This is a genomic window from Bacillus sp. FSL R9-9410, assembly GCF_038050385.1.
Taxonomy (GTDB): Bacteria; Bacillota; Bacilli; order Bacillales; family Bacillaceae_G; genus Bacillus_A; species Bacillus_A cereus_U.
In genome coordinates this window covers 1,820,042-1,841,961 of record NZ_JBBOTV010000001.1, presented here as the reverse complement: position 1 = coordinate 1,841,961, position 21,920 = coordinate 1,820,042, and the positions used below count along the sequence as shown (strand labels likewise).

Below are 21,920 nucleotides of genomic sequence, written 5' to 3'. Positions count from 1 at the left end.
AACAGCTTTACACTTTATGCACATGTGGTTTACATACTCCCCTGTTTCCACTAAAAGATAAACGGACAAATTCATGAATAGTTGAGTTTGTCCGTTTTGTATTTTATTATCTTAAAATAATTTCATAACTCTTATTGTTATTTATTTTGCAGATTAAGATACTCTTGTTATTACGTTAACATCATTTTCATGTCTATTGAAATATTCTCAGGGACTAAGCATAATATCCATTAAAAAAGGTTGTGGTATCAATCGTCTCAAATTGTTAACATAATAATTTTATCGTCTTCTTATATTAATACCTACTATTTCCTAATCCACCTCCATTACAATTTAAATCATTTAAGTTTTCTCCATATCGTGCATCTACTAGTTAAACAAAAACTCCCCTTAAATCGAAAATGATTAAGGGGAGTCAGTCATATTTGATGAAGTTATAGTTCTGATTTTACTGGAATAGAAACATTGTTTTTCACTAATTTTTTAACGTCTTTAAAGGTAACAAAATTGTTGTTTTGCTCATCCCAAAGACGGAAACGGATTGACCGCAAGCTTGTAGCAAGAGTAATCGTTGGTACATTTTTTAAAGGAAGCGTATTATTGTGTGCCTCTTCTAGTTTATAGTTAGGTACTCTTGGACTTAAATGGTGAACATGATGAAATCCAATATTACCAGTTAGAAATTGCAGGATTTTGGGAAGTTTATAAAACGAACTTCCTTCCACTGCCGCTTTCACATATTCCCAATCTTTATCTTCTTCAAAATAAGAATCCTCGAATGTGTGCTGTACGTAAAACAGCCAAATACCTATTGAACCTGCTATTAAGAATATGGAACCGTGTACTAAAAGAAACGATTGCCATCCGAGTGCCCAGCAAAGTAACCCTACTAAAGCAACGATTAACACATTCGTCAAATAGGTGTTCATGCGTTCCTTCTTTCTAGCACCTTTTCTGTTAAATCTATTTTTAAGTAGGAAAACATAAATCGGGCCTAATCCAAACATAACGAATGGGTTGCGATATAAACGATATGCTAAACGGAGTCTAAATGGCGCTGCCAAATATTCATTCACTGTAAGCGTCCAAATATCTCCTGTACCTCGCTTATCCAAATTACCACTTGTAGCGTGATGAACGGAATGCTCATGCCCCCATTGATCAAATGGGAATAACGTTAACACACCCATACATGTCCCTACTATTCTATTTACACGACGACTTCTAAAAAAAGAATGATGGGTACAATCATGAAAAATAATGAAAACCCGTGTCATAAATCCAGCGGCTAACAGAGATGGAACTAATGCTAACCAATAAGAAACGGACAAACTTTTATAAGCAAGGTACCATAAGATAATAAATGGCACTACCGTATTGATGATTTGCCAAACACTTTTTTTTGCCGTTGATTTTTCAAAAGGAGCAACTTGTTTTTTTAAATTTTTAGTATTTTGTAATGTCATTTTTTCTAATTCCTTTCCTTTATGTTGCTAATTCGTATTATAACACATTATTAGTAGTAGGTGTTATACGTAGGTATAATAAATATTTTATACTATGAAAATCTCTTTTTTCTTACTCATTCCTTACAAATTACTTACGTCCAGAATAGCTTCTATTATAGGATAGAAGGAGCATTTGTGCCGGAAATTTCGAAATTTTCCCTAATAAATATATTAATTAAAAAGAAACACAGAGTTTTTTTCACTTCTGTACTGCCCCGTTTCCACAATAAGAAGTGAGCATATCATAAGTCGGTGAACGTAATGTTCACTTGTTGCAACTGATTTTATCGGAACTGGATCTATTTCATGAAACAAATCAAATTACATTTAAAATAAAAAACTAGTCTATTTTGAAAACTTCCTTCACTTTTATTTAACTGTTATTCTATATAAAATATAAAAATTTAATGTCCATTTATTTAATTTTAAATATATGATATATTCAAAATATTAATCGTACAAAGTTAATAAAATGAAAACAAGGGAAATTTATGAAAAAACGAATTTTATATTCATACTAAAATCACATAGTTTTTAGTATAGAAAGGAGCTTCAAAATTTGAATAAGAATTTAACCAAAATTACATTAATAAGCGGTATCGCTCTTATACTTTACCATTTTTTTAAATGGTATTTAGTTGAATTCCTTACCCCATTTGTTATGCCATTTCTTTCAATAATAGTTCATGGATTGTTTTTCTTAATATTAATTTTCACAATCATACATCTCATCAAATACAAAAATTGGAAACCATTAATTATTCAACTAATCATAGTAATTACTTGGATATGTATACCATTTAATGAGATTTATATAAATTTAGATTTTATTATCTATAAAGAAGATCGTGAAAAAGTTATAGCACTTATAGAACATAAAGAGTTAACTCCTAATGTTCATTATGATAGTAAACAAATTCATTTACCTAAACAGTTTGCATCCACTTCCAAAAACGGTGGGGATGTAATTATTCAACAAAATAAAAATGGTATTTCTGTTTTCTTTTTTACTTATCGTGGTATATTAGATAATTTTTCAGGATTTATTTACACACCAAATGATACTAGACCAAACAAATACGACTTTAATAATGAATATAAAGAAATCACAAAAATAGAAAAAAGCTGGTATTATGTCACATCATATTAAAGAACACAAAGATTTTCTTTTAATTATATTAAAAACATACCGTATTTATAGAAAGGGAATGCTTGTATACTATATACTGATCTGTACTGTATTCCCTAATTAGGCCCGACACGAATTCTTGTCGTATTAGCTCATTCAAGGTGATGCAATTTTTTTACAAGCGATACATCTTTTTTATCATATAGATCGCTTTAACGCCACTCAATATAGAGGTTGCTGTTTCAAATGACTCGAACCCTAACATAGGAGTAGCATCACACATCCATCAACTTAAGAATTTTCTCAGTTTGGATTATTTGTTTTTCTCAGCTTGATTGTGACAGGGCACTACCAACAAAAAGCAATTTTCGTACGCTAAGCGAGCTTTTATATAAAAAAGCCGATCCCCTGTAAATTAAAGGATAATCGACTTCTTTATTGTTCATTTAATTGTAGTATTTGAAGACACTTTAAAAATATTCTCACCTTAATTATTATCTAAAAAACAATCCGTTTCTCAGTTTCTGAATCAAAGTAATGAACTTTGTCCATGTTTAATCCGAGCTCTATATTTGATTGACTTTGCACATCTAAAGATGTGTCCACACGTGCTACAAAGGATTGTCCATTAATGTTAGAATATAGATATGTTTCTGCTCCCATTAATTCTGCTACATCAATCGGTACTGTTACTTTTGCGTTATATGGTAAATCCTCGATTTCTTTTCCATAATAAAAGTCTTCTGGACGTATTCCTATTATGATTTCTTTATTCGTATAGCCCTTATTTCGCAAGCCTTTCATCTTCTCTTCTGGTACTTCAATTTTCCACTTATCAATCATAACTGCATTATCTGTTAATACTCCTTTGAAAAAATTCATTCCAGGAGAACCAATGAATCCGCCGACAAATACATTCTCTGGATTATCATACACTTCTTTCGGTGTACCGACTTGCTGTATAATCCCATCTTTTAGTACAACTAAGCGCGTCGCCATCGTCATAGCTTCAATTTGATCATGCGTGACATATACAGATGTCGTTTGCAGCTGTTGATGTAATTTTGTAATCTCAGCACGCATTTGAACGCGCAATTTCGCATCTAAGTTTGATAAAGGCTCGTCCATTAAAAATACCTTTGCATTTCGAACAATCGCTCGGCCTAAGGCAACACGCTGGCGCTGCCCACCTGAAAGTGCTTTTGGCTTTCGGCTTAAATACTGCTCAAGTCCAAGAATTTTTGCTGCATGTTGCACACGCTGGTCAATTTCTTCTTTACTATACTTTCGTAGTTTTAATCCAAATGCCATGTTTTCATACACACTCATATGTGGATAAAGCGCATAGTTTTGAAATACCATTGCAATATCTCTATCTTTCGGTGTAACATCATTTACACGCTTTCCATCAATATAAAAGTCGCCCTCTGAAATCTCCTCAAGTCCTGCAATCATACGTAATGTTGTAGATTTCCCACACCCTGAAGGGCCAACCAAAACGATAAATTCTCCATCATTTACTTCTAGGTTAAAATCTTTTACGATTGTCACATCATGATCATATTTTTTGTAAATGTTTTTGAATGATAGTTGAGCCATAATATCCTCCTAGAATTCGAGCTATATTTACAGATATTGTTAAAAATTATGATGACATGAATTATAAAATCTTCGAAATATCCTTCATACTGTTTAAAATATAATCCGCTTTTCCTTCTAAATCTTCCTTCTTGCTCGCACCCGATAAGACGCCCACTACTTTAATGTTACTATTTCTTGCAAATGTAACGTCTGTTAATGTATCACCTACCATAAGCACATCTTCTTCAGTTAGTGAAAATTTTTCTTTAAACATATGATAAAAGTCACTTTCAGGTTTTGTTCTATTCACACCATCATCTGCACCTAAAAAATCTACATAATCATATAACTCAGTCATTTTCAGAGAATGAATAGCTGCATCAACATCGTCTGCCGTAACAACCCCAATAATATACTCATTGTCTTTTAAATATCGTAACGTTTCCTTTGCACCTTCCACTTCTGTAAATACAAGATCATCTGCTGTAGAGTACTTTTTGAATAGAAGACATACATTTTGAATAAAATCCTCTTTATCCACATATTGATTTTCTAGTAACGAATACCATGCAGCCGCAATAAAGTAATTTGTACGACAAGCTAGTAAACTCGTACTCTCAAAATCGTTATCATTCATACCAATAATCGTTAAGTAGTCATCTCGTTTACTTTTTTCATTTGGATGCGTTTGAAATATATCATCTAACACACGATGCACAATTTTGTACCAAACTGAATCTAACTGTATTAACGTTCCATCTTTATCAAAAATAATCGCTTTATTCACCTTTTATTCCCCCTATAACTTCATTCCATGTTTTTATATTTTTATTCTGAACTTTATTATGAATAGGATTAATAAACGCTACTAATTCGTCCTCTTCCCATCCCTCAACTCTTGCGTACGCCCCTTCATTTAAGGAGAATGCAAAAGTTGCATCGCTGCCGTATTCTTTTTCAATCGTTCTTCCATTTATAAGTAGTCTCCACTCACACGGTTTATCTGTTTGAACGTTATAAATAATATTTCCTTTAGCCTCATCGCCAACAGCAATCGTTTCACCTTCGTTTTGAATATCTATCGCTAGTTTTCTAAATCGAGAGAAATAAATTCTTCCGTTTTTGATCGCAAATTTCAAGTTTTTAATTGATAAACCGTTACATAATACATATGTTCCTGGATCACCGTAAATTGATGGGTCTTTTGATCCTGGGAATGTTTTAGACGGATGTAAATGAGAGTCACTTCCTCCTATTCCCCAGATTTTAAGACCATTTGACCACATTTGATCGAAACAACGCAAAGCTTCTAAAGTAGATGATTTACTTTTTTTATAAGTTGGATCACACATAATTTCCATCGTATGAACATTTTCTAAGTTAATATTAACTTGGTTTGCCCAAGGCTTCATAAATGGATGATTCACACTCAATAAATAACCTTTTTCTTTCATGAGTGAAAATAGTGCATTCATTTTTTCAGCACTAAATGATTCATCTACATACTCTGTAAAATCAATGAATTCTCTTATGCCAAATATATTGTAATGACCATAAGGAGTTGTAAGTTCCATAGATGGTATAATTAATGTGTTTCCTGTTTCATAAGATGGCATAACAATATTGTGCTCCGTCGTATATAAAAAATCTAATTCTTGCTTTTCACATACTTTCATTCCAAGTTCATCATCTATCTCGCCATCTGTTAAATCTGTATGTTCATGAAAATCCCCTTTGTACCAGCGATGTTCTTCATTTACTACCTTATAAAAACGGTCTTCATCGATAAAAACATTTCCCTTACAAAAATGCTCTCTACTATACGTTCGCTCCAACTGATCATTCACTTCTATATTTACTGTATAGTCAACTTTTTCCCCAGTAAACTTTACTACTTTCTTTGCACAATGAGGAATATAGACGACTTCTAATTCCCAATTACCTGACTGTATGTCTCCTCCAATACAACCAGCAGAACAAAACTTTGAATCTTTCGAAACGACTAGTTTTTCATTTACAATTGGAGTTTGATATTGTATACGTACATAACCGTTAGGGTCTCTCAAGATTAGTAAAAGCGGAATTTTCCAGCTATCCCCTTGATCAATTGTTAATGTAAAGTTTGTAATATCTGTTTCATCCATTTGGAAACAGTGTTTATTTTTTACGAATGGAGAGAGTGTTATCGTACTTGTTATTTCAATCATAGTTTTCACACCTTTTTAAGTGACTTTCAGAGGCACTTCCTTCGTTCAAAAGCACCTCATATTCGTACTGCACACAGGTTTATTTCTTCTTTTTTAGAAATTTATCTAACTCTTCTTGCGCAACTTTAGCTGCTTCATCTAATGCTTTTTTTGCTGGAACCCCTTCAATCTCTACTTTATCTTTAGCTACATTTAAAGCGTCATTGATTTTCCCACCCGTTGGATCTACAAATGGTCCCACTCCATTATTGTTAGCTTGTTCTAACGGAACTAATGCTTGTGGTTGTTTTTTGACAAATTCAGCATATGGACCGTACTCTGTTACATTGTTACGAACAGGAATATAGCCTGTTGCCATTGACCATTCAGCCGTTTTCTCAGTACTTGTCGCAAATTTCATAAAGTCATATGCACCTTTTGCTACTTCTGGATCAATATTTCTCGTTAATGTGAATAAATATGTTTCTAATTTTGGTGCTGGTTTATTATTACCCCAAGCTGGTTGTGGTAAAGCTTCAAATGTGTTCAAGCGTTCTTCTTCCGTCATTCCTTTACCTAATGATTTGAAAACAAATCCTTGATCACCAGATGATCCTGTGAACCCTAATGTTCTACCTTCAACTAAATCAATTACTGTTTTATCCCAATATTCCCATCCAGTACCACCTGAATGTATTTTCATAATTTTATCTTCATGAAGCCATGTACGGAATTTCTCCCATACCGTAACCCAAGTATCATCGTTAATTAATACTTTTTTACCATCTTCACTTAATACATTCCCACCAGCACTACTGACTGCATCAATTAAGTTTGATGTCCCCCACATTGGCATCCAGCCAGCATATGAAACATTTCCGTTTTCACCACGTTTTGCGACTGTTTTTGCTACCTTTTCTACACCTTCCCATGTCTTTAAATCATCTTTTGTAAAGCCATTTTCCGCTAATTCTTTTTTATTGTAATAAAAGATTTGTGTTGTACCGTAAAACGGAATTCCATATAACTTCCCGTCAATTGTCGCTTGCTCCATAAAACCTTTTCCATAATCTTCTTTTTTGAAATCAGTATCATTTTTAACAGATTCATCTAAAGGTACGATTAACTGTTTTTTTACATATTCTTGAATAACGTCTGAACCTAGTAATGCGATTGCTTCTTGGTTATTCGCTGCAAATCCACTTTGTAGCTTTTGATAAGACTCATCGTAGTTACCCGCTTTCGTCGTTTTCACTACATATTTTTCCTGACTTTTATTGTATTCTTCCACGATCTTGTCTACACGATCTGCAAGAGAACCACCCACTCCATTTATGAATGGAACAACAACCTTCTCGCCTTCTTTACTTGCTTTAACCGTACTTCCTTTTCCGCCTGAACAACCCGCAAGTGCACTAACAAACAACGTTAACACTGTTAGAAGCATGAATAGTTTTTTCATCCCACATATCTCCTTTACTATTTAATTACCCTTTTATTCCTGAATCAGTAACACCAGATAAGAACCATTTTTGTAGAATTAAAAATACGATTAAGAGCGGCACCGTTGCGATTGTACTTGCAACCATAATGTGTGACCAATCTCGTCCTAAAGAACTATTAATGAAATAATCAGCAATTCCATTCGTAATTAGTTTTTGTGTATTATCTTTCAAAATAAGAGCTGGCCAAATGTAATTATTATAGTTACCAATAAATGTGACCAATCCTAGAGTTACAAATGATGATCGTGTCATTGGGAAAATAATCTTCCAAAGAATTCGCCAATCACTCGCTCCATCAATTTTGGCTGCTTCCACTATTTCAAAACCAACTTTGTGGAACGTTTGTTTCAAATAGAAAATACCGAATACGCTAACAGCCATAGAAATCATGTATCCAAAATGTGAATCAAGCAAACCAAATTTCCCTAACATTACATATACAGGAACATACGATACAGCTCCAGGGATCATATAAGTTGCCATCACAACACTAAATGTAAGATTTTTACCTTTAAACTTATAAAATGCCAACATATAAGCAAAAAGCGCTGACGAAACAAGTACATATATAGTAATGATGAAAGAAGTATAGAAACTATTAAATAAATATGTGCTAAATGGAAGTATATCTAATACTTGCTGATAATTTTCCCAGTGAAATTCTTTAGGCCAAAAACCTCCTTGTAATACTTCACTAGATGTTTTAAACGAACCAAGCACCATCCATATGAATGGAAAAATAAATAGTATACTTGATAACGCTAGAAAGAGATGCTTTACGATTAATGGACCTTTTTTCATATTATTCACCTTAATAGTTCACCCACTTGTCACCTATTATTTTGTTTATAACAGATAGTAGTATTGTAATGATTAGTATGATAAATGCGATTGCTGTTGCAGATCCCATATCAAATTGTTCAAACCCTTGTTGGAAGAATAAATAAAGTAACGTACGCGTCGAACCACTAGGTCCACCTTGTGTTAAAATTTTTATTTGATCGTAAGCCTGCACTGAAGAAATTGTATTGACAACAACTAAGAAGAAAGTTGTTGATGAAACCATTGGCAGTGTTACATATCGAAATTTCTGCCATGAATTTGCTCCATCAATACTCGCTGCTTCATATAAACTATCTGGAACTTTTTCTAATGCGCCAATATAGAAAATCATCGTCCAACCAACTAATTTCCAAACTGTCACAATAATGACTGCTAACATCGCTGTTTGACTACTTTGAAGCCAGTCCAAACCTGGTATCCCGAAAAAGTTTAGAACTTTATTAATAACTCCAAATTGAGGTTCATATAAAAGTGACCACACAATGGATACAGCTATTGTTGGCGTTACCCAAGGTGAAAAGATCATTAATTGGTACAATGCAGAACCTTTGAATTTTTTTCGGAAGAATAATGCGAATCCTAAACCTAATGCAATCGTTGGAATCACTGTTCCAATTCCGAAATAAAACGTATTTAGCAATGCTTGCATAAAAGAATCTTGTGTAAATAAATTGAAATAGTTTTCTAAACCAACAAAGTTAAAATCATTCGTCATAAAATCCCAATCAGTAAAACTAATACCTAAACTAATGAAATTCGGAATAATCCAAAATAATATTAGAGGTATTCCAACTGGTATCAAAAAGAACACAGCTTTTGATAGTTTTATTTGCATTCTTGCCACCTCCTAATTCATATTGTACGAGTATATTATTAACGCAATGTTGTTAATTTGTTAACTAATTGTAAAAACAACAAATTAACAAAATAAAACAACATATAAACAATAAAAGAAGACTATTTCTCAACTTACTAAGAAATAGTCTTCTTTTTGTTTTTCTATACTGTTATTACTTCTACCCCATTACTTGTTAACACATCTTGCCACGCCTCATCGAGCTTAGCGTTTGTATATAATGCATCTATATCACTAAAATTCCCGCTTTTATAAAACTTTGTTAAATTAAACTTTGACTCATCTACCATCATTACAACTTGTTTAGCATTATGCTTTAACTGCTTATATATTTGTGCATCTTCAATATACGAACATGTTAGTTCTTTTTCTAAAGAAATTCCATCACACGAAGCAAATAACTTATTAACAGTGAAATGGTCAAGATAGTTTAACGTCATCTCCCCAGACAATGCTAATGAATTTGTATTCAATATTCCTCCAATGACTATTAACCTGCAATCAAAGGAATCATATTGTTCTTTAAGCTCAATAATTTTATTTACAGCTGGTATCGAGTTTGTTAAAATCGTCAAATTCTTTTTATCGTGTATGTAATCCAAAATTTGCATTGTGGTTGTCCCAATTTCAATTGCGATAATATCATTATCTTCTACGAGTTTACTTGCTTCCATTGCAATTTTTCGTTTTTCTTCAATATTCTCAGCTCGGCGCTTATCAAAATGAAATTCTAGTGTTTGATCTTTTTTCTTAATTGCGCCACCATGTATTTTCGTAAGCTGCCCTTCCTTGTGCAACATATCTAAATCTCTTCGTATCGTTTCTGTTGTAACATTTAATACCTTCGCCAAATCATTCACCATAACTCGGTTGTACTTTTCTAACTCATCTAGTATGTATTTTCTTCGTTCAAATTGCGTGTACGATTTCATTTCATTAACACCTCTTCAAATTACGAAAAATATTGTTTTTCTAAAAACTCTTATTATTAGAACGACTTAATCGTTACTTTTAACATAACATCATTTACAGAAAGAAGGAACGATTATCTTCACTATATTTCGTCAAAGGAACAATGATATATCACCATATTCACCATACTTTTTTATTACAGGAAGTCTATTTGTTCGGCACCCTTTTTTATAAAGAGCAGCACTTTTTATTTTCATCTAAAATCCAAATTGGTTTAACAATAAAAACACGATTACAATAAATAAAAATTTATTGTTAAACGATAAATTTCATGTTAGATTAAATAGATAATTAATAAATGAGGTGCTTTATATGAAACAAGGATCAACACTCTTTTTAAAGACAGCTATTATTCTGATTGGAATCCCTGTTCTTGCTTTATGTATATTTTTAGTTCCTAACATAGGGAATTATGCAGCGGAATTGTATCCCGATATTGCATATATAAAATATCTTATTTTAATCAACCTGTATGCAACAGTGGTACCTTTTTATTTCGCTCTGTATCAAGCTTTTAAACTTGTAAGCTTCATTGACAAGGGTAACGCTTTCTCGAAATTATCTGTTAGAGCTTTAAAGAAGATAAAAAACTGCGCAGTAACAATCAGTATTTTATATGTGGTAGGTATGCCACTCTTCTATCTTGTGGCGGAAAGAGATGATGCACCTGGTATTATTATACTTGGCATGCTCCTAATCTTTGCTTCAATGGTTATCGCAGTCTTTGCTGCCGTTCTCCAAAGACTTTTAAAAGATGCGATAGATATAAAATCAGAAAATGATTTAACGGTCTGAGGTGAATAACATGGCAATAATAATTAATATTGATGTAATGTTAGCTAAACGAAAAATGAGTGTAACTGAACTTTCAGAGAAGGTTGGAATTACAATGGCTAACCTTTCTATATTAAAAAATGGAAAAGCAAAAGCAATTAGAATTACAACTTTAGATGCTATCTGTAAAGCATTAGAATGCCAACCTGGGGATATTTTAGAGTATAAACCTGAAATCTCTGATGTAGATCATGAATAAACAGAGTACCCGCCATTAGGTACTCTTCAACAAATAAGTATGGCGCTCCAAGTTCCACCTCATATGATAACTCGTCCCACGAATTCATCATATGTTTGTCTTATTAGAATGTCCACTGGTTTAATGTTTAATTTCTATATAATAAAGAAAACATACTAAACTAAGAGTAGTAGTGCAGACCAAGGCATTGGTTGCACTACTATTTTTTATATAGTAGAAGTGAAGAAAAGATTGTGGGTGCTTTGGGATTCTGAATCCGTAAAAAAGCTGATCTTCTTCACTTACCTTATTTGAATCAGTTTTTAGTATGTTGGTCCTCGAGATCGTGAATCGATAAGTGTAACTATACGTCAGGAGAAACCTTATGAGACGCGTAATTGCATTTGATATCATGTATTCTTTTACAATAAGAGTCTTAATCCAAAGAACACTTTTGGAAGAGTGCGCTTTTAGGTTTGAAAGAATAAAAATCTGAATCCCGTATATACTGTGAATACGCCAATCTGTAACATTGATTTTTCCTCCAAAGCGGAGCAGTTAGCTTTTGCTATCTGCTCTTTTGTATTGATCTAATAATAAAATTTTGTTCTTATTTCTTTTTCACACCATATACTTCTAACCTAGACGTTTCGCTCATAGAGTTACCTCCTATCTTAAAGAGCACCGTGAGTAAGTGCTCTTTTTTAGTTTCCCCTTTTCTAAAGAATGAAATTTCTATACCGTTTCCCGAAAAAAATATTTAAATATCCAAATTTCCAAACATTACGTATAAATAGTATGTTAGTATTAATACGAAGATATTTACCAACTAATTTTTATGTCCTAGTCTTACACCATACTAGGGCATATTTATTTTTAACGAATTTAATACTCTCTTCTTTTAAAATAAAGTTTTTTTCAAATGATGACCCTATTCATTTGGACACATTTACCAGTGTTTTCACCAAAAAATTCATGATATTTTTAATTAGTCGAGTACGTCATTACTTGACGATTACCCTTAGGAGCCCCGCAGACATACGGGGTTTCTTTTATTTAAATAAGGATTTTGTTTTAAATGTCTTCCCCTTCAACATCCCAGCTACCCTTAATCAATTTACCAACTTAAATTGATTCCTTTTATTCTTAAGCTTTGTTTTCTTTCATAAAAAAAGCTTGTCTCTTTACTCCAAATAAGCTGTTAATAAACGCTTGTCTCAATCTTTTATATATTTTTTTCATATCTTATATCATGTAAATTAATAACTGCCCCTGTAAAGTAGGTGAAATATTTGAGTCGATATAAAAAAGAACCACATATACCTTTTCAATGTTTAATCCCATTACCTGAAAGTGGAACAACTGGAAATACTGGTCTTGAATCGGCATTTAGGGCCATTAAAACTACTGATCAGTCCGTATCCGCAAATGTCCTTTCGATAATTACATTTGAAACCATAGAATTTGATTTAAATAACGAATATGATAGGACGTCTACTTTCTCACCACAACAAGATGGTGTATATTTAATTATTGCTGCTGTAACTTTTGAACCAACAGATATATCAGTAAATTATGTAACTCAAGCATTAATATCCGTTAATAATAGTTTTATAGCTGGTAGCGATAATTTTATGGGTGGAAATTCTGGGTTTCTAAATGCTGTAAACCCCTCTACTATCGTCCAATTGCAAGCTGGCGATGTAGTCAGAATCTCCGCTAGTAGCAGTGTAGCTGGCCAATTCCTTGCCGTTTTATCTCATTTTGAAGCGACTAGATTACCATCTCCAGCATCAAATCCTAGTTCTCCAATTACTATTTCATCCTCAAAAATAAATAAACAAACTTTTGATAAAAAACTCTAGATTTATATGTGAATATTATTACCTTAATAAAATATTGCGAGTATAGATACCAAACTAAGATTGGTATCTTCCAAAACACATCTTGTTTCTCACAGAGAACCTCAAAGTAATTCACACATATAATCACATAAGAAAACGCTGTTGTTAATTCATGATTTATATGGCAAATAGAAGGTATAAAAGGTTCTTATTAGGTTGAATGAATTTCTAGTTTTGCACATACGTTTCCCTTGAAAGAATTAATCCACTATAGTTTTTTGATAAAACATAGAATAAAACCTCTACTTTTCGAGTAAAAAAGTAGAGGTTTATTCAAACTAATTATAATGAAAGCTCTCTATCAATAACCACTTTAAAAAATTCGGAGTAATGCGACAAAGACCACTCCGCTATTACATTGTTACATATTATGTATTATTAAATCCGCCCTCTCCCTCGGCGATTCCTTTTCCAAATAATAATCCTCAGCCTTCCAATACCTATTTTGAAACTTTGAAAGGTTCCTCTGCGTTTCTACACTTTCACGTAAAAACCTTGTTTCTCTTGAACAATCCAAATACACCATATAATGAAAGAACTCTCTCCATTCTATTCGCTGAAGAAAGACTCCTTCAACAACAATTACACCTACTAAAGGAAGCTGTATTTCTTTCATTTCACATGAGTCTGTTTCATCATGATAAAAAGGTAATTCTAATTTAATATCGCTTTGTAACTTTTGAAAAAGGTTTCGCAGCAAGCAATCGATATCCCATTGAAGGTTGTAGTACTCATACCATTCTGCAAATCCAGTATTATATCGCTTGTTACGCTTGGTAATGTGATTGTCAATATGAAAAATATGAAACGGGATTCCATTGCGTTTCATATTTTCTTCTAATTTTTTAACCAACGTTGTTTTACCCGAACGACTTAGTCCGTCTATACCTAGTATAAATCGCTCATCCTTTTGTTCCTTAATAACTTTCATTATTTCATTTGTGCTCATTACTTTTGCCAATCTTCTTTTAATAATGAATAAACGACCGTGTCATGAGCAACATCATTTTGAATCATATATTTCCGAAGTAATCCTTCTTCTTGAAATCCGATTTTTTTTAATAAATTACGGGAAGCTTCATTTTCTATATATACGACAGCTGCAATTCTTATAAAGTGCAACGTTTCAAATCCGTAAGCTAGCATTGCTTGCAGTGCTTCGGTTGCGTATCCTTGTTCCCAATATGTATCATCTAGCTCATAACCAATTTCAGCTCGTTTATGGTGATTGTTAATTAAATGAAATCCACACGTACCAATTAATTGATCCGTTCCTTTCTTCTCTATTCCCCAGCGAAATACGCTTCCCTCTTCATTACGCTTTCTAAACGTTTGAATAGTCGTTTTCGCTTGCTCAATATTTTCGAAAGAGTCCATTCCGAAATAACGAATAACGGATTCTTTTGAAAAATAATGGAACATCGTTTCTGCATCTAATAGTGTAAGTTCTCTTAATAGTAAGCGTTCTGTCTCTAATCTTGGAAACCCCATCCTCTTTTTCTCCTTCTATTCTAAAGAACTACAAATTTCAATATAATTACCGTCTGGATCGGCAATGTAAGCAATTGTTTGTCCCCACGGTTTTACGATTGGCTCAACTAGAACTTTAACCCCTTGTTCTTTTAATTTCTCAATCGTTTCCTTTACATCCTCTACAACAAACCCTATTTCAAAATGAGAAGATTGTAGTACACCTTCTGTAAGCGGTAGTCCTGTTAACTCCTTAACATCCTCTCGCGTATTCATCGCTAAAATTGTTGCTCCTGTTTCGAATTCGATATATGTACCGTGCTCTGCTCTTATTGGTAATTTTAAAATTTCTTTATAAAACTGAAGACATTGCTCAAACTTTTCTACATATAAAATAATGTATTTCATTTTTAAGTTCATAACTATTCCCCCTTTACCTTCACCTCTAAAAATTCGACAAATGTTTTTAAAAACCTTGTACCTGATAGAGATGGACACAAAAAAATGAGGCCGATTTCTCGGCCCCCCAGCTTATTGGCATAAAACAGGAGATTTGGTTTGGACATAACCAGTTCTTACATTTATTATATTTTATTTTTTCTGAATTTTAAATATAATAAATAACTATTTATGTTGAGAAAGTTTTTTTACTTGCATAAAATCATACCGCTTAAGAAATGCTACAAATGGAGGTGTATACATATGGAACCAATGCTTTGTCCAAGTTGTAAAACGAACCGAACTCGCTTTAATATTCTTGAGCAACAAGTAAAACCAGTCAAGTTAAATCCACAAACTGGTCAAGTAGAAGAAGAATACACAAATGAAACGATGAACGCTTTTCATATGGCTTATCAAGGACCTACTTACCGCGTTCAATGTGCTGTATGCGGGCTTGTTGAAAACCCAGAGCAATTTATAAAACCTGCGCAAAATCAGTCTTTCTCTTAAACATTTTCCCTACCCCCTATCAATTTTCTATAGGGGTTTTTTTCCGTTTTAGGTAAGTAAGGTGGACAATTGCTGTTTAATCAAAGGTTCCTAATTCATCTACATGTCTACTATTCATACACCGTCATATATTTTTCTTTTCCACACAAATATAGCGGCCCAATAGAATCAAAGAACAGCTAAGCCTTGCGACCCAAAGTAAGGAAAATTTGATGAAGCAACAACCTGCAACCTTACTAGACTACCATCACTTTGAATATTAAATACTGACACTGTACCCTGATTTCCATTAAGGGTGTAAAAATGTCGTCCATCTTTACTCACTCCAACATCCATCGGAAGACCCGGTGCTGTCCCCGGCGGTGTACTAGTAATATGCCTTACTACTGACAGTACTCCATTGGGGGCGATTTGGTAGGTAGAGATGGTGCCACTTAAAGTGTTCGTAGTGTAGGCAAAACGTTCATCCTTCGTTGTTATAACCCAACAAGCAGTTTTATATCTGTTTTGTACAGAGCCGCTGATTACGTGAAGAGTACCGTCATTGCTCAATGAATAAGATGACAACGCATTTGAAACAGCTTCTGTAACTAAGAGAATTCCGGTCGATAGAAAGTAAGCACCCAATGGGCCTTTACCGTAAGAATCATTAACAATTGGTCCTGTAACCGTACCATCTTTATTTACATGGAAGACACTGAGATGGTTTGATGTAAGCTCGGAGACAACAATTTTACTACCATCCGGGGTGAAGAGAACTTGTGCGGGCTGAGCATTAAAGGTACTGAGAGCATGAGTGGATCCTGGAATAGGTGTAAGGCTTCCCTTATCATCTATGTGAAATCCAGTAATATTTGATGCAAAATTGTTTGCAGCATTACCTACATTGGAGACATAGAGAAGATTATCATACACACCAATGCTATTGGGCTGAGCACCTCCTGATGGCTTTACATCCACGAAAATCGGCACCCCGTTATCTGCTATGATAAAACTACTGATACTATGACTGCCTGCGTTAACCGCAAATAGGAAACGACCATCACGAGACAAAGTCAGAGAACCTTGTGATGCTAGAGGATCTATACCATCGTTTGCCGTTTCTGTAGAAACTTCCTTTATACCAGTACCTCTTCCGTAAGTTCGGTAAGAACCTAAAAAGGTGAGCATTCCATTCGTATCCATGTGAAAAGTAACAATGTGATTCATTACTTCATTATTAGTCATCATGTACACCATACTCGCATGTGCACGAAAATAATTGTTCATTCTCTGCATTTTATGACTCTCCCCCCTTCATAATTTTATATGGTTCTTTTTCCATTTAAATTCCCAAGTAAATGGAAATTGGTTTAGGAACAAATGCTACTCACCTTGTAATTTCTTTAAGTGAAAACCTTAATAACTTCCATGATGTTATTAACATCAGTTTAAAATTAAAAATGGTACTCAACAATCAGGTCCGATTATTGAATATCATGGCTGACGTTTTTAAAACTACTTTATTGCTACTTAGCAGCTTCATCGTCATTTATGAATTTGTTGGGTATTTGTACTTCTCTCATAGTTCTACACCTTAAATATATATTTCTTATTGTGTAAAAAAGAGTGAACAAAATGAATGTAAGAATAAATAAAAGAAGATGATCCCTAGTTCCACCAGAATCATCTTCTTTCAATTATCAATTCTTTTTGTTACAATATTTCGCTTTTCAATTTCTTAATTTTCCAAGAGAGCCTGATAAAGAAATAAACATACATACAACATGCAAGACCTGTCAGAACTTTCGCCCAAATTGGCACTCTTGATTCCATCGGACTTTAAAAAAAGTTATACATTGATGGTAATATAGCTATTGAAATAAATGCAAAAAATTGTAATAACTCCTTCATTTTTTGCACCTTCGTGTCCTTCTCTGAATATATGTCAGGTAACTCATTTTCCTCTTCTACTTCTTTACAAAAATAATTCCATCTTGTAAAATTCGTTACGCGTTTCCAACCAGACATTTCATATATTTCGAAGTACTCTTGTTGTTTTTCTTTTGAATCTCTATAAACCAATCTAAAATCCGCTTTATATATTACATCTTTCGGCTCAGTTTTCTTAAACGTATACATCATATTATATTTTTGTAACGCCCAGCCTTGCTGATGCATCTTTCGTAAAAAAACTTCTTCTTTTTCTAAATTCCATGCCGTGAAAAATTTAAATACCTTCTTTGTCTCCATCTTCCATTCACTCCCCTAATATACTGTTTCCATTCCTTACAGATCTCTGCAACCTGTTATACTCCAGCTCTAACACTTCTCTACCAAATGGTGTTAACTCATAGCATTTCTTTCTATCGGTAGATGCTACCTCGACAATTAACTTCTCTTTTAATAACTTCGTCGTATTCCCGTATAAAGTACCAGGACCGAGCTTTACTTCCCCATTTGTCATCTCTTCTACCATTTGCATAATTCCATAACCATGCATTGGCTTAACTAGTGACAATAATATGTAATATGTCGCCTCAGTTAATGGAATGTATTTTTGCGCTTTCGCATTCATTATAACTACCTCCGATACATCGCTTCATGATATATCGACATTCGATATATCGTATACCGATATTGTATAATCATATTCCAAAATATGCAAGTGGAATTTTAAAATTAAATATCCATTTCTTCGGATTAAAAAATAATACCAATTTTCCGAATAATTTGTTAAAATATAGAAATATCCACTTTTATTTTGAAAGGAATGATACATATATATGATAACTAAATTGAAAGAAAACATAGGATCTGTTTTTGTCGGTAAGGAAAATGTAATTGATTTACTCCTCGTTTCACTGCTTGCTGACGGACATGTACTTCTTGAAGACGTGCCTGGCACTGGAAAAACATTACTAGCAAAAACAATTTCTAAAAGCATTGGTGGTAATTTTTCTCGCGTTCAATTTACCCCTGATGTACTTCCGAGCGATGTAACAGGTATTGAATACTTTAATCCGAAAACTAGTGAATTCGAGTTAAGACTTGGACCAGTCGTGACAAACATATTACTTGCGGATGAAATTAACCGCGCGATGCCGAGAACACAGTCTAGTTTGTTAGAAGCGATGGAAGAACGACAAGTAACGCTTGAAAAGCAGTCTACTCCTCTTCCGAAACCGTTCTTTGTTATTGCGACGCAAAACCCGATTGAATCACAAGGAACTTTCCCGCTTCCAGATGCACAACTTGATCGTTTTTTAATGACGATTTCAATTGGTTATCCGGCTCCTGAAGATGAATTAAAAATGATGCGCCGTTTTCGTAACAATGCACCACTAGAAAGCGTCACATCTGTCATTTCTTTAGAGGACATTTTAGAAGCGCAGCAACGAGTGAAAGAAATTTTCGTATCAGAACCGTTAGAACACTACATTATTAAACTTGCTCACGCTACAAGAAATCATGATTACATTGCCAATGGTGTAAGCCCACGTGCTACATTAGCTTTAGTACGTGCCGTTCAAGCATTAGCCTTTTTACGCGGCAGAGAATATTGCACGCCTGAAGATATACAATTTTTAATTCCTTCTGTTTGGAATCACCGTATCGTCTTGTCAATGGAAGGAGCTTTACGTACGACAAAAAATGAATTAATGCAAAGGATTTTAAAAGAAGTTGACGTACCCGTGGAGATTGAGCAAGCATGAATGGACAGCGCGTTGTAACTGTGCCTTTATTTTTTCAAATCCATATTATTCAACTAACTGTGCCGGTCGCTTTACTATTTACGTTTTTTCTGCCGCAACGAATTCTTATGTTTCTCTTTTTCTTCTACTACTTATTTGCGATTTTCATTTATAAATATGTCGCTTACATAGAGAAAAGATTTCAAGTTATAAATGAAAAACAAACAACTCGGCTTTTCCCTGATGAATCCGGACAGTTTTTTATTCATTTAAAAAATGGGGCAAATATACCACTCGTTAATGGTGTTTGTTATTTTCATTTAAATTCGTCCCTTATACCGCATAAAGATCAAGGGATTGAACAAATATCAAAAACGTTATTTTCTTTCCCATTTTCACAACCTGCTCATTCAGCGCAAAAATGGGATTTAACATTAACCGCAACGAAGCGTGGTGTCTTTCAAATTGAACAATTTGAATGTGTTTTAAAAGACCCTTTTCATTTATTAACTGTACATTTACCTGTTTTCGATAAATTAAAGACTGAAATCATTGTATACCCTACTCCTAAAGAAGTAGCCGGTTTACAAGAACTTCAGCAACTATTAACAGGTTCGTATCGAACGAATTTTTCTTTTTACAATGATGAAACATCCATTATCGGTGTTAAACGATATGAACGTGAATCTTTCCGCTCTATTCATTGGAAAGCATCTGCTAAAATGCAGGCGTTACAAGCGAAGCAATATGAACCTGTAAAAAATTATAGTTGGACGATTTGTCTTTCTTTAGCTGCTGATCGTGGGTTTGGTTGGAAAGAGAATGTAGAAGACCTTATTTCATTTACAACGTACATTTGCCAATACGCAGCGAAGCATCAAATTCCGTTTGAGCTATTTATTAGTGTATTAGCAGAAGGTGGTCCTTTGCTTTTACCTTTAAACGAAGGACAAACACATTACGGGAAGGCATTAGAGGAATTAGCACGTATTTCAGATGATAGTACGCTACTTCCGAAACAAGGATTTCTTCACTATGTAACGAGAAAAAGGGAACGCTCGTCTACAATGATATACATTGGTTTGCAGAAAAAGGATCTTCCTCTTCTATCTCAGCCTACGTTCCTCATTAATAATGAAGGGATGGTGGAAAAGCTTGAAAACTTGGCTCTATCACGTTAATGACTTTATTCTGCTCCTCCTTCTTTCATTATTAACGGAAAGAGATGAACTCATTGGTATTGCTATATTTTTAGCGACCGGTTATGTAGGAGTATTTCTTATTCATAAACTAATGAAGAAAAAAACAACAGGATTCGTAATACTGTTAGTTATTCAAATAGTCGGTTTTTCTTTATTTTTACCTTTTTCTCTTTTTGGCACGATTATATTACCGCTATTTTTCTTTATCGTACATGCGGTCGGGCCTGGATATCCAGTTCAAAAATCATTAGGCGGCATTGTATGGTTTGTCGCTATTGCTATATTTTATGCACCGTTTCCTCCATTATGGAAATTGTTACTATTAACTTTACACATTATGATTACATTTTGGTTAACAGGTTCAAATCGTAATCAACAGCTATTACGTTTCACTTCTATTATTACGATTGGAATAACTAGCGCTTTACTTATTCCGGTATTTCCTTATATTCGGCTTCTTTTTTCTTATATCATACAAGTAGTTGCCTTAGGATTTGGTTATGCTTTAAATCCATTGTTCTCGGCAGCTGCATTAAAAGATACAGACGATTTTTGGTCGAATAAAGGAAATTTAAAAGATTCTCAAATTAAAGAGGAATTGGGGCAGCGTCCTTTTGATCCAACTCTCATTAATAGCATTACAATATTGGTCTGTACAGCCATCGCTATTTACGTCGTTTGGAAAATAGTAAAAAAACGAAAATATTTGAGTCTAGCAAACATACCAGCCTTCGAATCTACTATCATTACTGATAAAGAAGGAATCGGCCAAAAACGCTTCAAACGAAATAAACCACCAAATAACGAAATTCGAAAAGAAATTTTCAAACTCGAGAGTAAGCTATCCCCTCCTTTAAACCGAGAACGAGGAGAAACTGTTGCGGCTTGGCTAGAAAGAATAAATCATGAAGAAGATGTAAATATTAAAAGTCACATTATTATAGATGCTTATAATGCAGTAAGATATTCGAATCGTGAGGATATGATACTACTTCAAGAATTTAAAGAAGAGGTTCATAAGCTTTATGCTTATCAGAAGAGTTTGAAGAAGAAGAGAAAATGATGTATACAAAAAGGCTCCTAAAGATTTAGGAGTCTTTTTGTATAAAAGTCCACGTTGCTTTTCA

General features: G+C 33.7%; 21 protein-coding genes and 1 pseudogene. 8 read left to right on the top strand and 14 right to left on the bottom strand.

The genetic code is table 11. From position 1 onward, the window contains the following. Positions 1 to 434: 434 nt before the first annotated feature. Positions 435 to 1,466, bottom strand: coding sequence for a fatty acid desaturase (locus MKX77_RS09675; protein WP_215553445.1), 1,032 nt, complete (start codon positions 1,464 to 1,466; stop codon positions 435 to 437). 601 nt (positions 1,467 to 2,067) lie between these two features. On the opposite strand from MKX77_RS09675, the gene MKX77_RS09670 reads away from it, so the two are divergent. Further along, complete coding sequence (locus MKX77_RS09670) at positions 2,068 to 2,658, top strand: hypothetical protein (protein WP_060750431.1); 591 nt, start codon at positions 2,068 to 2,070, stop codon at positions 2,656 to 2,658. 477 nt (positions 2,659 to 3,135) lie between these two features. Here the strand turns inward: MKX77_RS09670 and MKX77_RS09665 are convergent, their stop codons facing one another. The 7 genes from MKX77_RS09665 to MKX77_RS09635 form a co-directional block, all read right to left on the bottom strand. Next, positions 3,136 to 4,236, bottom strand: a complete 1,101-nt coding sequence (locus MKX77_RS09665) for an ABC transporter ATP-binding protein (protein WP_341306457.1) — start codon at positions 4,234 to 4,236, stop codon at positions 3,136 to 3,138. A gap of 61 nt (positions 4,237 to 4,297) precedes the next feature. After that, positions 4,298 to 5,005, bottom strand: a complete 708-nt coding sequence (locus MKX77_RS09660) for an HAD family hydrolase (RefSeq protein WP_341306456.1) — start codon at positions 5,003 to 5,005, stop codon at positions 4,298 to 4,300. After that, positions 4,998 to 6,425: a CehA/McbA family metallohydrolase gene (locus MKX77_RS09655; RefSeq protein ID WP_341306455.1), complete on the bottom strand. Its 1,428-nt coding sequence runs from the start codon at positions 6,423 to 6,425 to the stop codon at positions 4,998 to 5,000. The genes MKX77_RS09660 and MKX77_RS09655 overlap by 8 nt, the downstream gene beginning before the upstream one ends. A 79-nt stretch (positions 6,426 to 6,504) precedes the next feature. Then, positions 6,505 to 7,866, bottom strand: a complete 1,362-nt coding sequence (locus MKX77_RS09650) for an extracellular solute-binding protein (RefSeq protein ID WP_341306454.1) — start codon at positions 7,864 to 7,866, stop codon at positions 6,505 to 6,507. 25 nt (positions 7,867 to 7,891) lie between these two features. Next, complete coding sequence (locus MKX77_RS09645) at positions 7,892 to 8,710, bottom strand: carbohydrate ABC transporter permease (RefSeq protein WP_341306453.1); 819 nt, start codon at positions 8,708 to 8,710, stop codon at positions 7,892 to 7,894. Positions 8,711 to 8,720: 10 nt separating this feature from the next. Then, a complete protein-coding gene (locus tag MKX77_RS09640; protein ID WP_002200097.1) occupies positions 8,721 to 9,587 on the bottom strand; it encodes a carbohydrate ABC transporter permease in 867 nt (288 codons plus the stop codon). A 164-nt stretch (positions 9,588 to 9,751) separates the two neighbouring features. Further along, the gene (locus tag MKX77_RS09635) at positions 9,752 to 10,540 is read right to left on the bottom strand and encodes a DeoR/GlpR family DNA-binding transcription regulator (RefSeq protein WP_215553452.1); all 789 of its coding nucleotides are present in this window, start codon (positions 10,538 to 10,540) and stop codon (positions 9,752 to 9,754) included. A 352-nt stretch (positions 10,541 to 10,892) separates the two neighbouring features. Between MKX77_RS09635 and MKX77_RS09630 the strand changes: the two genes are divergently transcribed. The 3 genes from MKX77_RS09630 (at position 10,893) to MKX77_RS09620 (ending at position 13,457) form a co-directional block, all read left to right on the top strand. Continuing rightward, positions 10,893 to 11,375: a DUF2975 domain-containing protein gene (locus MKX77_RS09630; RefSeq protein WP_144506332.1), complete on the top strand. Its 483-nt coding sequence runs from the start codon at positions 10,893 to 10,895 to the stop codon at positions 11,373 to 11,375. A 10-nt stretch (positions 11,376 to 11,385) separates the two neighbouring features. Next, positions 11,386 to 11,613, top strand: coding sequence for a helix-turn-helix domain-containing protein (locus MKX77_RS09625; RefSeq protein WP_341306452.1), 228 nt, complete (start codon positions 11,386 to 11,388; stop codon positions 11,611 to 11,613). Positions 11,614 to 12,884: 1,271 nt separating this feature from the next. Further along, a complete protein-coding gene (locus tag MKX77_RS09620; protein ID WP_215553454.1) occupies positions 12,885 to 13,457 on the top strand; it encodes an exosporium leader peptide in 573 nt (190 codons plus the stop codon). A gap of 400 nt (positions 13,458 to 13,857) precedes the next feature. Here the strand turns inward: MKX77_RS09620 and MKX77_RS09615 are convergent, their stop codons facing one another. From MKX77_RS09615 to MKX77_RS09605, 3 genes are read right to left on the bottom strand one after another with little or no spacing between them, the layout of a single operon-like run. Then, complete coding sequence (locus tag MKX77_RS09615; protein WP_341306451.1) at positions 13,858 to 14,445, bottom strand: kinase; 588 nt, start codon at positions 14,443 to 14,445, stop codon at positions 13,858 to 13,860. Continuing rightward, entirely contained in the window at positions 14,445 to 14,987 is a 543-nt protein-coding gene (locus MKX77_RS09610; RefSeq protein WP_341306450.1) for a GNAT family N-acetyltransferase, read from the bottom strand. The genes MKX77_RS09615 and MKX77_RS09610 overlap by 1 nt, the downstream gene beginning before the upstream one ends. Positions 14,988 to 15,002: 15 nt before the next feature. Next, positions 15,003 to 15,386, bottom strand: a complete 384-nt coding sequence (locus MKX77_RS09605) for a VOC family protein (protein ID WP_002172485.1) — start codon at positions 15,384 to 15,386, stop codon at positions 15,003 to 15,005. A gap of 282 nt (positions 15,387 to 15,668) precedes the next feature. On the opposite strand from MKX77_RS09605, the gene MKX77_RS09600 reads away from it, so the two are divergent. Continuing rightward, entirely contained in the window at positions 15,669 to 15,917 is a 249-nt protein-coding gene (locus MKX77_RS09600) for a hypothetical protein (RefSeq protein ID WP_000433610.1), read from the top strand. 168 nt (positions 15,918 to 16,085) lie between these two features. Here MKX77_RS09600 and MKX77_RS09595 read toward each other — a convergent pair whose 3' ends face one another. The 3 genes and pseudogenes from MKX77_RS09595 to MKX77_RS09585 all read right to left on the bottom strand — a co-directional run bounded on the left by MKX77_RS09595 (position 16,086) and on the right by MKX77_RS09585 (position 18,474). Beyond that, complete coding sequence (locus MKX77_RS09595) at positions 16,086 to 17,195, bottom strand: lactonase family protein (RefSeq protein ID WP_341306449.1); 1,110 nt, start codon at positions 17,193 to 17,195, stop codon at positions 16,086 to 16,088. A 417-nt stretch (positions 17,196 to 17,612) separates the two neighbouring features. Then, positions 17,613 to 18,149 (bottom strand): annotated as a pseudogene (locus tag MKX77_RS09590) (DUF2812 domain-containing protein). Positions 18,150 to 18,156: 7 nt separating this feature from the next. After that, complete coding sequence (locus MKX77_RS09585; protein WP_000991891.1) at positions 18,157 to 18,474, bottom strand: PadR family transcriptional regulator; 318 nt, start codon at positions 18,472 to 18,474, stop codon at positions 18,157 to 18,159. Positions 18,475 to 18,682: 208 nt separating this feature from the next. On the opposite strand from MKX77_RS09585, the gene MKX77_RS09580 reads away from it, so the two are divergent. The 3 genes from MKX77_RS09580 to MKX77_RS09570 are packed head-to-tail and all read left to right on the top strand — an operon-like array spanning position 18,683 to position 21,856. After that, a complete protein-coding gene (locus MKX77_RS09580) occupies positions 18,683 to 19,612 on the top strand; it encodes an AAA family ATPase (protein WP_341306448.1) in 930 nt (309 codons plus the stop codon). Next, entirely contained in the window at positions 19,609 to 20,772 is a 1,164-nt protein-coding gene (locus tag MKX77_RS09575; protein WP_341306447.1) for a DUF58 domain-containing protein, read from the top strand. Before MKX77_RS09580 ends, MKX77_RS09575 begins: the two co-directional genes overlap by 4 nt. Further along, complete coding sequence (locus MKX77_RS09570; protein ID WP_341306446.1) at positions 20,747 to 21,856, top strand: DUF4018 domain-containing protein; 1,110 nt, start codon at positions 20,747 to 20,749, stop codon at positions 21,854 to 21,856. The genes MKX77_RS09575 and MKX77_RS09570 overlap by 26 nt, the downstream gene beginning before the upstream one ends. Positions 21,857 to 21,920 lie beyond the last annotated feature (64 nt).

Excerpts from the sequence above, each read along its gene's own strand:
- MKX77_RS09635 (WP_215553452.1), bottom strand. The coding sequence starts at position 10,540 with ATGAAATCGTACACGCAATTTGAACGAAGAAAATACATACTAGATGAG.
- MKX77_RS09575 (WP_341306447.1), top strand. The coding sequence starts at position 19,609 with ATGAATGGACAGCGCGTTGTAACTGTGCCTTTATTTTTTCAAATCCAT.
- MKX77_RS09580 (WP_341306448.1), top strand. The coding sequence starts at position 18,683 with ATGATAACTAAATTGAAAGAAAACATAGGATCTGTTTTTGTCGGTAAG.
- MKX77_RS09595 (WP_341306449.1), bottom strand. The coding sequence starts at position 17,195 with ATGCAGAGAATGAACAATTATTTTCGTGCACATGCGAGTATGGTGTAC.
- MKX77_RS09610 (WP_341306450.1), bottom strand. The coding sequence starts at position 14,987 with ATGGGGTTTCCAAGATTAGAGACAGAACGCTTACTATTAAGAGAACTT.
- MKX77_RS09650 (WP_341306454.1), bottom strand. The coding sequence starts at position 7,866 with ATGAAAAAACTATTCATGCTTCTAACAGTGTTAACGTTGTTTGTTAGT.
- MKX77_RS09585 (WP_000991891.1), bottom strand. The coding sequence starts at position 18,474 with ATGAATGCGAAAGCGCAAAAATACATTCCATTAACTGAGGCGACATAT.
- MKX77_RS09665 (WP_341306457.1), bottom strand. The coding sequence starts at position 4,236 with ATGGCTCAACTATCATTCAAAAACATTTACAAAAAATATGATCATGAT.
- MKX77_RS09605 (WP_002172485.1), bottom strand. The coding sequence starts at position 15,386 with ATGAACTTAAAAATGAAATACATTATTTTATATGTAGAAAAGTTTGAG.
- MKX77_RS09615 (WP_341306451.1), bottom strand. The coding sequence starts at position 14,445 with ATGAGCACAAATGAAATAATGAAAGTTATTAAGGAACAAAAGGATGAG.
- MKX77_RS09600 (WP_000433610.1), top strand. The coding sequence starts at position 15,669 with ATGGAACCAATGCTTTGTCCAAGTTGTAAAACGAACCGAACTCGCTTT.
- MKX77_RS09675 (WP_215553445.1), bottom strand. The coding sequence starts at position 1,466 with ATGACATTACAAAATACTAAAAATTTAAAAAAACAAGTTGCTCCTTTT.
- MKX77_RS09655 (WP_341306455.1), bottom strand. The coding sequence starts at position 6,425 with ATGATTGAAATAACAAGTACGATAACACTCTCTCCATTCGTAAAAAAT.
- MKX77_RS09645 (WP_341306453.1), bottom strand. The coding sequence starts at position 8,710 with ATGAAAAAAGGTCCATTAATCGTAAAGCATCTCTTTCTAGCGTTATCA.
- MKX77_RS09640 (WP_002200097.1), bottom strand. The coding sequence starts at position 9,587 with ATGCAAATAAAACTATCAAAAGCTGTGTTCTTTTTGATACCAGTTGGA.
- MKX77_RS09625 (WP_341306452.1), top strand. The coding sequence starts at position 11,386 with ATGGCAATAATAATTAATATTGATGTAATGTTAGCTAAACGAAAAATG.
- MKX77_RS09630 (WP_144506332.1), top strand. The coding sequence starts at position 10,893 with ATGAAACAAGGATCAACACTCTTTTTAAAGACAGCTATTATTCTGATT.